The sequence below is a fragment of the Mycobacterium barrassiae genome (assembly GCF_025822765.1).
In the GTDB taxonomy this organism is placed as follows: Bacteria; Actinomycetota; Actinomycetes; order Mycobacteriales; family Mycobacteriaceae; genus Mycobacterium; species Mycobacterium barrassiae.
The window spans coordinates 666362-679197 of record NZ_JACKUK010000023.1; the positions used below are offsets into that span (position 1 = coordinate 666362).

Here is a 12836-nt window from a genome sequence, read left to right on the forward strand (position 1 = left end):
GGACAACCGTGGGGCCGGTCCGCCAGGAACCGACCTCACCAGTTTACCCCCAGGGGGTATCAGGTCAGAGACTTGAGCGTGTCCAGCAGCGAAAACGATCCCGACGCCGGTCCGCGGTTGCCTTGCCCGATGTCACCGGACGGCTTGCGGGACGCCAGGTGCGGCTTGTCGGTCAGCAGTGCGTCCAGGGCAGCGGTCAGCGCGTCCGGGTCGTCCAGGTGCTCGGCGTCGAACGGCAAGTCAGCCGGGTCGGCCAGACGGCCGGTAGCGGCCACCAGCGCCGCGTGTAGCCGCTGCGCGTAGGCGTCGGCCTGCGCCGCGCGCTGCCGGTAGCGCCCGTTCTCCTGCCGCAGCTTCTCGACAACCGACCGCGGGAACGTCTCGGCGTCGTCGGGCTGCTCGTCGCCCTCGGTGGCGGCGTCCGTGTCCTCGGTGCCCTCGGTGGCTGTGTCCTCGGTCGCCGCGTCCTCGGTGGCTGTGTCGGTGTCGGTCATACTGTGTTCCCTTCCCTTGTAACGATATTCATCTGACAGTTGCAGCCAAAATGGCGCTTGAAGTGGTGATCTTTCGGGAACACCCGGCCGTCCTCAGCCCACCGCTGGCACCGCTCGCAGGGGTCGGCGTCGAGCTTGCGGGTCCATCCCGTGACGACGGGCGACCGACTGATGGTGTCCTGTACGACCTGCTGTCCCGTGTCCAGCACCTCGGAGCGTGCGAGCCGTTCCAGCCGTGACGGGGCTGACGGTTCGGCGGCCGTGTCATCGAAAATCGTTGATACCGCCGTGCGCAGCCGCGCGGTGTCATCGACGGGAGGTAGGTCTGCCGCTGGAGTGGGCACCCGCGTGGCGCGTTCTAGCAGCGACCGCACGAACAACACCGCCAGCGTCGCCGCTGCCGCATTCCCGGCCGCGATCACCGTCGCAATCGCGGCTGTGATTTCCGTGCGCGACAGGCCGCTTTTCAGGTAGACGTGCACCGCCGCAGCGGCCGTCCATGCCGCCAGATCGCCTGTCAGCGATTGATAGTGGTCAACGCCGGTCGTCGTCATGCGCTCCGACCTCCCAACAGGTCCAGACCGGCACCGTCGAGCGCCTCGCCACGGCGTGCGGTGCGGATCGCGGCAATGTCGTCGTCGGAGTAACCGAGCTTGGACAGCGCGTAGGAGATCGGCAGTAGACCGGCCTGGTACAGCTTCACCACGGCGTCGGCCTCTTGCGCGACGCTGCGGGTTGCGGCGTCGGCCCACTGCACCCGTGCCTCTACCTGCGCCGGGTCGCGGCCGTCGCGCACCGCCACCATGAGACGGGCCACCTGTTCCCACGCTCGCCCGAACGTCTGCTGTCGAGCTTCGGCGCGGGCGGTTAGCGATGCCTCGGCAGCACGCAGCGCGTCCGCGCTGGCCGGGTTGTCGGTGAGCACTCCGACGTAGTGCGCGGGCAGCGTCGACACCGCCATGATCTGACCGAGCAGCACCTTGACCGACTCCCCGTAGCCGGCCAGGTCCGCAGCCGGCAACTGCCCGAACTTGGCCTGATCGCTCTCGGAGATCATTGCCCGGTGACCTTCGGGGATCGGGTTGACTTCCCGCATGACGGGCTGGCCGTCGTCGTCTAGTACCGGGTTGCCGTCGTCGTCGGTCAGCGGTTCCTCGGTCAGCTCAATTCCGGTCGCCCAGCGCCGCGGACGGCCGACGAACTCACTCGTCACCATCATGTCGGCCAGTGACTTATTCAACGCGTCCACAAGCGGTTTCAGGTCGTCAACCTCGCTGCTTCCCCAGTCGCCCACGATGCGGTCGGTGTTGCGCAGGTTCACGACGGGCACGACACCCAACGGGTTGGGGATCACTTCCAGGGTGCGGAATCCGTTGGCTACTGCGCCTTGCTGGTCGGCCCGCAGGCGGCGAATCTCATCGGGCTGATACACCACGGCCTCGGTCGTCTTGGCCTGCTTGTCTTCCCAGCGCTTCACCGCGGCGACGACCTCACGGCTGCCCGGATCAGTCAGCACGGCAACCTGTTTCGCGCTCTCGACGGTCACCCGCGGTCGGCCGAACTGATCAGCCCACACGATCACGTAGCTGTCGCCCAACAGCAGCGCCTCACGGTGCGCGACACCGCTGGTCTGATCGAGATCGTTACGCAGCCAGTCCGGCCACACGGCGGCAGCCTCCCCGGTGAATCCGGTCACCCGCAGCCGCTCGGCCAGCGCCGTCACGGCCAGGCGCGGGAGGTTGGACGCCATGACGCCGAACCTGTTGCCCAGCGCCGTCTTGGCCTCCGGGGACAGGAACGCCAACGGCTGCTTGCCGTCGTAGTACCGGTCCAGATCGGCATAGCGGGCCAGCGGCTCGTTGAGCCGCTGCAACAGGTTGGTCAGTAGCTCGGTTTGGGTGGTCATGCGAATGACCTCACTTTCTTACGACGGCGGTTCGTGGCTCGCCAGGTAGCGCGGCTGTGTGCCATCACCAGGCACGCAGCCAGGTCGATCTTGCGGGCGTTGCGGGACCGGGACGCCTTGTCCAGCCGCATACCTCGGGCGTCCTCCCGGATGACCGCAGCGGCGACGTGAGCGGCCAGCGTGGGGTTACCGGAATGGCTGACACGGCCGTTCACGCACGCGCTGTACAGATCGGTGGTCGCAGCCGTCAAACGACTTGGGCTGTGCGGGAACTCGACCACCGGCAGCCGCTCGGCGGCGAGCGCCTGCAATGTCCTGGTCCAGCGGAACGGGTCCGCGATAATCTCCACGACCTGCCAGCGTCGGCACGCCTCCCTGATGGTCTGCTCGACCTCGGCCACCGGCACCCGATAGTCGGGGTCGCCCGCGGGGTCCCAGACCTTCACCACGTCGAAATGCGGCGTCGGCGAAACGGTTCCGGCCAGTAGCGCCGTCGTGTCGTCTGAGAACGAACCATCGAGAGCAATCACGACCTCTGTGCCGTCCGGGATGCCCTGACCGGTTGCGAGGCCGTCCCATACCCCCGCGGGCAGAAACGCGCCATCGGTGTCCGATGCAAGCTGACACAGCCGAGCGCGACGAAACGACGCCTCGCGGGTTTTCGGCGGCAACAGCGCGTGCAGGGCGTCGCGGTGCAGGAAGTCGTCCAGTGCCGGGTTCGCCAGCGTCCAGCAGTGCTGGCAGTCCACCGGGTGGTCCTCGAATCCGGCCGCGCTGTACTCCCGGAACACCAGACTCTTGTCCTCCGGGTGCTCGGCTGCCGACGCCCGCAGATCAAGCAACACCTGATCATCGAGGTTCGGGCCGGGTGTGCCGAGACATACCAGCGTCGAGCGTTTCCGCTTGCCCTGCCCCAGGGTCAACACCTCGTAGCTGTCCCGGTTCGCCACGCCAGCCTCATCGAGCACGGCCAGCGTGTAATTCAATCCTTCCAAGCGCTTCGCTTCGGCGGGCAGCACGTGGAACTCGGCACCACGTGCCGGGATCACCAGACGTTCCTTGAACACCTGCACACGGCGCGCCAACTCGCGGTCAAGCTCCACCATCCGGCGAGCGACCCCGAACACGATGCCCGCCTGACGTTCGTCGGTGGCAACCACGGCGATGGTCGCCGCCTCCCCTCCCTCGAAAAGCTCATACAGGCCCCACGCGGCCATCAGGCTCGACTTTCCCTGACCGCGCGGCAGCATCCACCCGGCCGTACGCGGCCGGGGGTCGGCGTCGAGCACCGACCCGACGAGATCGCGTTGCCACAGCCGCAGCCGCATCGGCGTCAGCGCCCCCGTGCCGCTCGGCACCTTCACGAACTTCTCGCAGAACGTGGCGAACCGTGCCGACCCCACCGACCTCGGACGCCACGGCAACGGCGTCGGATCAACCGCAGCCTTCGGTCCCGCCTTCATGACGTTACCACCAGTTCGCCGAGATGTTTGCTGGCCGATAGCGGGTCGGCCGTCGACGCAGTGTGTAACGCTGAGCGCGCCTTACCGCCGGGGTCCTTAGGGGCTCGGGGAGGGGTATAGCCCCTGGTCGGCCGCATGGGCATGTTTGCTAGACCGTCCGCGATGTTTGCTGGTCGGGCGGCACCGCGCCGACGGTTGCACCGGCCGCACACCACGTCCACGTCCCGTAGCCGGATGGCCTTGCCCGCAGCCTTGCGCGCCCACGCCTGCGGGCTGTGGTCGCACTGTAGGTCCTCGGTGGCCCCGCAGTCCGAGCAGAACGGCTGCAACCGGCGCGCACGGGCACTCAGACGATGCCAGGCGGCATCGTAGCCGCGCGCGGTAGCCGACGCCTTCGGCGACGACTTTCGGGCGTGAGCGTCGCAATGGGAGCCATTTGTCGGCTCGCCGCATTCGATACACGGCCGCAGCATTTTAATTGAATCCCTTCTGCGCGATCTGCGCCAGCGTACGGCGGCGAAGTTCTTCGATCGGCTTTCGCGGGTCGTCCTCGGTCACCACCGAGATAATCCGCAACAGCCGGTGCATGATTTCGAGCAGGTTGGACACGACCGGCGCAGCATCCTGTCCGTCGAGCAGCGCGCTAATTGAATCCTCGTCGCGCTCGGCGTAGGCGTCTATCAACGCGAGCGCCGTCAGCAGCGCGCCGTATTCTTCCGTCGTCGCCATAGCTGTCTATTCTCCCATCGTCTCGTACAGGTCCAGCAATTCCGGTGACCAGTGGCACGTCCATTTGTGCCCGCCATCGCATTCGTATCGAGCGGTCAGCATTGAGCCACGGCCACGCCAGTCGATTTGGAACGGCTCGGTGAGCGTGTCGGTTCGGCCACAGCCACATTCGGCGACACAGGTACGGCAGTAGTCACTCAGGTCGGTCACGGCTTCTCCTCTCGTCGGTGATTTAGTTCGTTGCGTCACAAGCTCGTCGTTCGTGAAGTAGTTCAGTTCGTTCCCTTAAACGAACTGACGAACTACTTCCCAGCTCGTTTGACGAACTACAACGAACTGACGAACTGGACATCTAGCGGCCCTCCGAATCGAGCATGAAATTAAAAACCTCGGCGGGCTGTGGGTATGGATTGACGGCAACCGGCGACAGATAATGACCGCGGTGCCGTCCTGATGTGACTGTGACCATTCCGGCCTTGATCGCCCGTGCGATTGCTTTCCGTGCATCCTTTTGCGTGACGCCGTGATCATCCATCAATTGATTTTCGGCCGCATTCTTCGACAATTCTCCGGGTGCTGCGTCGACCATTTCGAGCAGCAGCGAAATAGCGGCATCCCGCGCTGTGTCGGCACGTCCTCCGCACCCGAAACTCAGGTGCCGGGTGTCGGCGTCGAACGTCAACGCGCCCTCAGGCAAGTCGACATCACGCCCCATCGCGGACAAGTAGCGGCGTCGGGTTCCGTCGTCGTCGGTGTCGTCGCCGTCTCGGGTGATCTTCCACAGCGCATCCGGCCAGTCGAGTAGCCGGGAGTCACCGCGGGCACGTTCGTTCTGGTGTCCCATATGCGTGACCACCAGGCCCTCGGTGGCCCCGACTTCGGCAAGTAGCGCATCGAAGGCAACCAAGAGCTTCCCGGCGTCCTTGTCTTCGGAGAGCCCCAGAGCGTCGAGCACCGGCCGCAGGCAGTCGAGGATCACCACGTCTGCACCGCCGAGCCGCTGCGCCCATTCGGTCCGAGTGCGCGCGTCGAGAATGTCGAACGTCGACACGGCGCCGCGCAGTGGCACCACCGTCACGGCAGAGGTGTTGCGGATGCCCTGATCGTGCAGCCACCGCCGCAGCGTGCGCCGATCAAGTTCGGTGTCGATCAGGACCACCTTGCCCACAGGGCTCACGGGGAACGTACCGAGGAAAGGTTCCCCGTCGACCAAGCTGCGGACGGTGTTGCCGACCAGCGTCGACTTGCCCGACTTGAACTGTGCGGCGAGCAGCACCCGGCCACCGGTGGGCCAGACTTCGCCGATGCGGTACGTAGCGCTCTCATCGGGCTCGTCGAGCAGTTCCGACAGCAGGCATGGTTCCGGTTGGGCCACGGTCGTCTCGCGGTCAGCCGCGATCTTGCGGGCCAGGGTGCGGACCTGTGCGCGCCGATCTTCCCGGAATGCGGCTGACTCAAGTTGCAGCTTCGCAATTTCGGCCGGGGTCAGTGCGTGCAGACCGGCCATTTCGGCATCCGTGGCCCCGGCCTTCACCAGCGCGTCACCCGTAGCCATCAGCTTCGGCATGTCGGTGATCGGGTCGGCCCCGGCATTCGTGCGCGCAGTGTCGTGCACGACCTTGCGCGCCCACGCCAACGATTCACCTCGGCCCCGCAGCTCACCGAGAGCAAACCGGCTTGCGCCCCAACGTCTTAGACGCTGCTCGTCAACGGCGTCGGCCTCGGCAATCGCGGCGAAGTTGGCGTCACACGTCGGGTTGTTGAAGTCGAAGTCATACGGGTCAGTCACGTCGCGGTGCCTCCGCAGAGGTCGGCACCGCAGTGCGGGCAGTGCCCGTCGTGGGTTGGCCCCGACACCGGCCTCCGAACGCTGGCCGACCACAACCGGCGACGGCACAGCGGATTCGGGCAGTGTGGAAAGTACCCCCACGGGGTATGATTGGGGCCAGTCACTCGGACTCCTATCTGGTGGCTACTTCGGTTGAACGCCCCGCGGGATCCACTGCCCCGCGGGGCGTTCTCGTTACGCTTGGCCTTCGAGCATCCTGAGCAGCGCCATAGCGGGCACCCGTACGCGACGCTCACCGAGCTTGATCGTGGGTAGGCGACCATCGCGGGCCATCTGATACCCGTACGCGCGGCTTACGCCGAGATACTTGACGGCTTGCTCGACACTGAGTGTCGGTGGCCCACAGCGCAATTCGTCCAGTGTGGGCAGTGAAAGTGTTGAGTCGGTGTGATTGTGCGGCATGGTCTCTAGAGTGCCGTCTTGTATGTCCAATGTCTACACAGTAGAGTGGACAACATGTGCGCGGCACGACCACAGTTGCGACCCGGCGACGTCTACTCGGTGACGTTCGCGGACCCTCCCAACGACAAGACCCGCACAGGTCCGCTAGGGCGTATCCCGGAGAACGACGAGCGGGTAGCCGTCAAGCTGGAAGGCCACCCGCTGACGTACGTCGTCAAGGTGGCGACGGCCAAGGGCCGCGAGCCACGACTGACCGAGCTCACCATCACCACCAACAACGAGACCGCACGCATTGACACTCAGGCCATGCGTTCAATTAACCCGCGGCGCTTGGCATATACCGCAGCCCAGTGGATCGAACGACACGGCGGGCAGGTCGGCTATGTGGACGACACCGCCGAGAGCGGAACACAGCCCGAGCACCACGACAGCCGGGTCTACCAGGCCGCGAAGATCGCCGAACGAGCGCTGAGCCTTGGGCAGCCGGTACGGCCCACCGTCGCCGCCGAGCTGAACGTCAGCACCAAGACAGTTGACCGGCTACTGAAACGCGCTGCGGCAGAAAGCTGGTGGGACGGAAAGCCACTACCCAAACGACCACAGCCACCGCAGCGAGACATTCAGGAGGACCGATGACAACCGACGACCGGCAGCGCGGCGAGCGCACTGATAGCTCGATCAAGCGCCTACCCGGCGGCAAGGGCTGGCGCGCACGGCCAACGCTTGGAACCGACCCCGTGACGGGCAAGCAGGTTCGGCCTACGAAGGTGTTCACTACCAAGAGGGCCGCGCAGGATTGGGTCACCGAGCAGCGCAACCAGTGGAGCGCCCACACGTGGACCCCGAAGTCATCGCGCACCTTCACCGAGGTTGCCGACCACTGGCTGAAAATCCGTGAGGCCGACCAGTCCATCGGACCGAACACGGTGCGGGCTGACCGGGAATCGCTCGCCTACGCACGTCGCGCCTTCGGTGAGGTATCCGTGCAACAGATCACCCCGGCGACGCTGGCCGACTGGTCGGCCACGCTGACCGGCAAGGGTGGCAAGGCCCTGGCACCGGCCACCAAGCGCCGCGCCATCGTTCGAGTCAAGTCGGTCATGTCCCACGCGAAACGAATGCGATGGCTGACCTATGACCCCTCGGCAGACCTCGAATCACCCGAGCAGAAGGCCGTCACGGCGACCGCAGCCGATGACATCTGGACGCCCAAGCAGATGACGGCATTTCTCGATCACGTCGCGGCGCACCGGCTGGCCGGATGTTTCGCCCTGACCCTGCTCGGTCTGCGTCGTGAGGAGGTCGGCGGGCTGCGTTGGTCGGACCTCGATCTGGACACCGGCGCGCTGCGCATCCGACAGGCCCGCGTGGATGTCAACGGACGCGACACCATCGTGTCGACCAAGACCGAGCGCAGCGCCCGCGATCTGCCGGTGCCATCCCGCGAGCTGGCGATGCTCAAGGCCATGCGGACCGTACAGCTACGCGAGCGTCTGGCCGTGGGTCGGCCGCTGGCCGACGCCGATCTGTTGCTCTCGCGGGCTGACGGAACGCCTCTGCCGGTGCGCGAGTACAGCCGCGAGTTCGCCGCGCAGCGCAAGTCCGCGGGACTCAAGGCCATCACGCTCGGTAAGCTGCGGCACAGCAATATCTCGCGGATGCGGGCTGCCGGGATCGCCGCCGATGTCGTCGCCGCCTGGCACGGGCATACCGAGCGGATGACGCAGGCGGTATATGGCCGCGTGACCGACGACCGGCTGACCGCTGCGGCCAAGGTATTTGGCACGGTAGGACAGTCCGACGCGATAGGACAGAGTTAGGACAAACGACCCGCCAGGCGCGCTGTGTAGCAAACAAGAAACCCGCTCTAACTCAATGGTCAGAGCGGGTTTTCTATCTGTGGAGCTAAGGGGATTCGAACCCCTGACCCCCACACTGCCAGTGTGGTGCGCTACCAACTGCGCCATAGCCCCGTGAAGTCGTGCCCATCGAAGTTACACCACCTGCGGTATGGCTTCAAAATCGCAGATCAGGGCACTTCGCCCGCGGCTTCCGGCCCAAGCGGGCGCGCCGGAGTGTGACCGGCGGGAGGTAAGCCACGCGTCTCCGGGGCGAAGATCCAACCGATCGCCGCGACGAAGAGGACCGCGCCGCTGACGGCAAAGGCCCATCCGAACGATGCGTGCTGGGCGATCAGGCCCACGATCAACGATCCGCCGATCGACCCCACGTCGACCATCATTTGGAACAACGCTACCGGGGCCCCGCCGCGCGCCTGATTGCCGACAATGTCGGCCACCGCCGCTTGCTGAGGGGACACGAAGATGCCCGTCGCCGCGCCGGATATGTAGGCGGTCGCGAGGAAAATCACCAGCGACGACGACACCCCCAGCAGGCTCGTCGACACGGCGGCGGCCATCAGTCCGGCGATGAGCAGCTTGCGCCGTCCGATCCGATCCGACAGGTAGCCGCTGGGGATCACCACCGAGACATTGCCAATGGCGAATGTCGCCAGCGCCAGACCGGCGACGCCGGTGCTGCGCCCGAGGACGTCCACGACGAAGAGCGGCACCAAAGCGATCCGCAGTCCGAACGCCGCCCAGCCGGTCGCGAAATTGGACAGCAAGGCGGCAAGGTAGGCGCGGTGCCGCAATACCTCTCGCAGCGTGACGGCGGGTTCGGCAGCCTCGTCCGACACGGGCCCGTCGCTCCCCCGGAGACTGAAGAACACGACACCGGCGGCGACAAGCAGTGCGACCCCGTAGATCGCAAACGGCGCAGACAGACCCAGCCCGGCCGTGAGGCTGCCGAGCACCGGGCCGCCCACCGAGCCGATCAGAAATCCCGACGAGAACAGCCCCGCCACGCGACCGCGGGCATCCTGCGGCGAGATCCGGATCATCAACGCCAGCGACGACACCGAGAACATGGCCGAGCCGAGGCCACCCAGCGACCGGAACAGCAGCAGCTGCCAGTAGGTCTGCGCGAATGCGCACACGGTGGTGGACACCGCGACGATCAGCAAGCCGTTGATGTAGACGCGGCGCTCCCCCAGCCGCTGCACCAGCCAGCCCGCCGGCGGCGCGGAAACCAGCCGCATCAGCGCGAAGGCGGTGATGACGAAGGTCGCCGCGCTGATGCTGACACCGAAATGCCGGGCATACTGCGGCAACACCGGCGAGACCACACCGTAGCCGAGCGCCACCACCACGTTCGCGGCGACGAGCAGCCAGACTTCCCGCGGCAGCTTCGGCTTGTCGGCCACTGTCGAACAGTCGCCCTCCGCGTCGAAGCTCACGCGATGACTTTATTCACCACTTCCTTGGCCGCTTCCTGCACCTCCGCAAGATGCTCGGGCCCGCGGAACGACTCGGCGTAGATCTTGTACACGTCCTCAGTGCCCGACGGGCGCGCCGCAAACCACGCGTTGTCCGTCGTCACCTTCAGTCCACCCAATGGCGCGCCGTTGCCCGGCGCCGTGGTCAGCTTGGCGGTGATCGCCTCCCCCGCGAGCTCGGTGGCCGTCACCTGTTCGGCCGAAAGCTTGGCCAGCCGGGCCTTCTGCTCACGATCGGCGGGTGCGTCGATGCGGGCATACGTTGGCGCGCCGTACTTTTCGGCAAGCTCGTTGTACCGCTGCGACGGCGTGGAACCCGTCTTCGCGAGGATCTCCGACGCCAACAGCGCAAGGATGATGCCGTCCTTGTCGGTGGTCCACACGGAGCCGTCGCGCCGCAGAAACGATGCGCCTGCGCTTTCCTCACCGCCGAAACCGATGGTGCCGCCGAGTAATCCGTCGACGAACCACTTGAATCCCACCGGCACCTCGACGAGCTTGCGGCCCAGCCCCGCGACCACCCGGTCGATGATCGACGAGCTGACCGCGGTCTTGCCGACCGCGGTGGACGCCGGCCAGTCGGGCCGGTTGGTGTACAGGTAGTCGATCGCCACCGCCAGGTAATGGTTGGGGTTGAGCAACCCACCGTCGGGCGTCACGATGCCGTGCCGGTCGGAGTCGGCATCGTTGCCGGTGGCGATCTGATAGCTCTCGCGGTTGGAGATCAACGACGCCATCGCGTTGGGCGAGCTGCAGTCCATCCGGATCTTGCCGTCGGTGTCGAGCGTCATGAACCGCCATGTCGCGTCGACGAGCGGATTGACCACCGTGAGTTTGAGGTTGTACCGCTCGGCGATGACGCCCCAGTAGTCGACGCTCGCGCCGCCCAGCGGGTCGGCTCCGATGCGAATGCCCTCGGCGCTGATCGCGTGCAGATCGACGACGTTGGGTAGGTCCGCGATGTACGCGTCGAGATAGTCGTGGCGCTGCGCCGTCTTCAACGCGCTGGCCAGCGGTACGCGTTTCACGTCCTTGAGACCGTTGCGCAGAATCTCGTTGGCGCGCTTGGCGATTGCCCCGGTCGCGTCGGTATCGGCAGGTCCGCCGTTGGGCGGGTTGTACTTGAAGCCCCCGTCGCGGGGCGGGTTGTGCGACGGCGTCACGACGATCCCGTCGGCCAGGTCGCCGTCGCGGCCGTCGTTGAAGGTCAGGATGGCATGGCTGACGGCGGGCGTCGGGGTGTACCGATCGGCCGCATCGATCATCGCCACGACGTCGTTGCCTGCGAGCACCTCCAGCGCTGAGGCCCACGCCGGCTCGGAGAGCGCGTGCGTGTCGCGTCCGATGAACAGCGGTCCGGACGTGCCCTGCGCCTGCCGGTACTCGACGATGGCCTGTGTCGTCGCGACGATGTGCGCCTCGTTGAAGGCCCCGTCGAGGCTGGAGCCCCGGTGGCCCGAGGTGCCGAATACGACTTGTTGATCGACGTTATCGGGGTCGGGTTCGACGGTGTAGTACGCCGTGACGACCTGCGCCACATCGATGAGGTCTTCGGGTTGCGCCAATTGACCGGCGCGGGGATTGGCCATGCTCTCGATTCTGCTCCGGTTCCGGTGGGTGCTGCGAGGCGACGCGAGAATTCAGATCAGAGCACCCACATCAGTGCGAATCCGCCCGCGCAGGCTGCGACCGACAGAACCAGAGAGACGAGGACGTTCACCAACGCCAGCATCCGCCGACCCTGTTGGACCAGTCGCACAGTTTCAAAACTCGCGGTGCTGAACGTCGTGTACCCGCCACAGAATCCGGTGCCGAGCACTGTCTGCCAGTCGCTGGACTGGCCGTGGAAGATCACCGCACCGGCAAGCGCGCCGAGGAGCAGCGACCCCGTGATGTTGATGACGACGGTCGCCAGCGGAAACGGGGATCGCCACCGCTCCTTTGTCCATGAATCGAGCAGGAACCGCGTCACCGCACCGGATGCTCCAGCGAGGAAGGCGAGGATGGCGATCATGCCCGCGTCCTCCTGCGGTGCACACTTGCCATCACGACGATGCCGAGCCAGGCGGTGACCACGCCGCCGACGACACTGAGCACGCCGTAACTGATCGCAGTTCCGAAGTGGCCGTGCCGGCCGAGCAGCACGATCTCCAAAGCGAAGGTGCTGTAGGTGGTGAACGCGCCGCAGAATCCGGTGCCCGCACACAGGCGTGCGCGTCGGCGCCATCCGGAGTCATCGCCGAGCCGAGTGAGCCCTTCCAACAACCCGCCCAGGACGAAGGCCCCGCTGAGGTTGATCAGAAAGGTCGCCCACGGCCATGATGCGCCGTCGTGCGGAATGAGCTTCTCGATGTAGTACCGAAGCGCCGTTCCGCCGATGCCTCCGGCGAAGATCCACGCCATCGCCGAGGGCCGCAGATGCAGCGGTCGGATGGGGATCGCAGGAGCGTCGGGATCGACAGGCAGCTCGGCGTGCGAATCGTCGGCGCGCTCGGCATTCGGCTGATCTGCCGTCATGTGGGGGCCTTCGGTGCGCTGACGGCAGGAGCTACCAGCCGGTCTGCGGCTCGAGCGACCCGGTTACGGGCAAGATCCATCACCAGCGGTGACTGTACCGCTCGAGCACCCCAGAAGCGGGTTTGCGACCAAAGGTAAG

At 66.1% G+C, this 12836-nt stretch carries 14 protein-coding genes and 1 tRNA gene; 2 read left to right on the forward strand and 13 right to left on the reverse strand.

Going from position 1 to position 12836, the window contains the following annotated elements; translation table 11 throughout:
- Positions 1–59: 59 nt before the first annotated feature.
- The 8 genes from H7J93_RS13580 to H7J93_RS13615 all read right to left on the reverse strand — a co-directional run bounded on the left by H7J93_RS13580 (position 60) and on the right by H7J93_RS13615 (position 6843).
- Complete coding sequence (locus H7J93_RS13580) at positions 60–494, reverse strand: hypothetical protein (RefSeq protein ID WP_267306787.1); 435 nt, start codon at positions 492–494, stop codon at positions 60–62.
- Positions 491–1048, reverse strand: coding sequence for a VG15 protein (locus H7J93_RS13585; RefSeq protein WP_267306788.1), 558 nt, complete (start codon positions 1046–1048; stop codon positions 491–493). Before H7J93_RS13585 ends, H7J93_RS13580 begins: the two co-directional genes overlap by 4 nt.
- Entirely contained in the window at positions 1045–2400 is a 1356-nt protein-coding gene (locus tag H7J93_RS13590; protein ID WP_267306789.1) for a phage portal protein, read from the reverse strand. Before H7J93_RS13590 ends, H7J93_RS13585 begins: the two co-directional genes overlap by 4 nt.
- Positions 2397–3863, reverse strand: coding sequence for a terminase large subunit domain-containing protein (locus H7J93_RS13595; RefSeq protein ID WP_267306790.1), 1467 nt, complete (start codon positions 3861–3863; stop codon positions 2397–2399). The genes H7J93_RS13590 and H7J93_RS13595 overlap by 4 nt, the downstream gene beginning before the upstream one ends.
- A gap of 474 nt (positions 3864–4337) precedes the next feature.
- Positions 4338–4592, reverse strand: coding sequence for a hypothetical protein (locus H7J93_RS13600; protein WP_267306791.1), 255 nt, complete (start codon positions 4590–4592; stop codon positions 4338–4340).
- A gap of 6 nt (positions 4593–4598) precedes the next feature.
- Entirely contained in the window at positions 4599–4802 is a 204-nt protein-coding gene (locus H7J93_RS13605) for a hypothetical protein (RefSeq protein WP_267306792.1), read from the reverse strand.
- A 142-nt stretch (positions 4803–4944) separates the two neighbouring features.
- Complete coding sequence (locus tag H7J93_RS13610) at positions 4945–6381, reverse strand: AAA family ATPase (protein WP_267306793.1); 1437 nt, start codon at positions 6379–6381, stop codon at positions 4945–4947.
- A 234-nt stretch (positions 6382–6615) separates the two neighbouring features.
- A complete protein-coding gene (locus H7J93_RS13615; RefSeq protein ID WP_267306794.1) occupies positions 6616–6843 on the reverse strand; it encodes a helix-turn-helix domain-containing protein in 228 nt (75 codons plus the stop codon).
- 54 nt (positions 6844–6897) lie between these two features.
- On the opposite strand from H7J93_RS13615, the gene H7J93_RS13620 reads away from it, so the two are divergent.
- Both H7J93_RS13620 and H7J93_RS13625 read left to right on the forward strand, forming a co-directional pair.
- Positions 6898–7479 carry a hypothetical protein gene (locus H7J93_RS13620; protein WP_267306795.1) on the forward strand — a complete coding sequence of 194 codons (582 nt, stop codon included), beginning with the start codon at positions 6898–6900 and terminating at the stop codon, positions 7477–7479.
- Positions 7476–8663: a tyrosine-type recombinase/integrase gene (locus tag H7J93_RS13625; protein ID WP_267306796.1), complete on the forward strand. Its 1188-nt coding sequence runs from the start codon at positions 7476–7478 to the stop codon at positions 8661–8663. The genes H7J93_RS13620 and H7J93_RS13625 overlap by 4 nt, the downstream gene beginning before the upstream one ends.
- Positions 8664–8743: 80 nt before the next feature.
- Here the strand turns inward: H7J93_RS13625 and H7J93_RS13630 are convergent.
- The 5 genes from H7J93_RS13630 to crcB (H7J93_RS13650) all read right to left on the reverse strand — a co-directional run bounded on the left by H7J93_RS13630 (position 8744) and on the right by crcB (H7J93_RS13650) (position 12697).
- Positions 8744–8816: transfer RNA gene (locus H7J93_RS13630), tRNA-Ala, on the reverse strand.
- 56 nt (positions 8817–8872) lie between these two features.
- Positions 8873–10141: an MFS transporter gene (locus H7J93_RS13635; protein ID WP_267306797.1), complete on the reverse strand. Its 1269-nt coding sequence runs from the start codon at positions 10139–10141 to the stop codon at positions 8873–8875.
- Positions 10138–11769 (reverse strand): phosphoglucomutase (alpha-D-glucose-1,6-bisphosphate-dependent), encoded by a 1632-nt coding sequence (gene pgm / locus H7J93_RS13640; protein WP_267306798.1) that lies wholly within the window; start codon positions 11767–11769, stop codon positions 10138–10140. Before pgm ends, H7J93_RS13635 begins: the two co-directional genes overlap by 4 nt.
- Positions 11770–11825: 56 nt before the next feature.
- Positions 11826–12194 carry a fluoride efflux transporter CrcB gene (gene crcB, locus H7J93_RS13645; RefSeq protein ID WP_267306799.1) on the reverse strand — a complete coding sequence of 123 codons (369 nt, stop codon included), beginning with the start codon at positions 12192–12194 and terminating at the stop codon, positions 11826–11828.
- A complete protein-coding gene (gene crcB / locus H7J93_RS13650; RefSeq protein ID WP_267306800.1) occupies positions 12191–12697 on the reverse strand; it encodes a fluoride efflux transporter CrcB in 507 nt (168 codons plus the stop codon). Before crcB (H7J93_RS13650) ends, crcB (H7J93_RS13645) begins: the two co-directional genes overlap by 4 nt.
- Positions 12698–12836 lie beyond the last annotated feature (139 nt).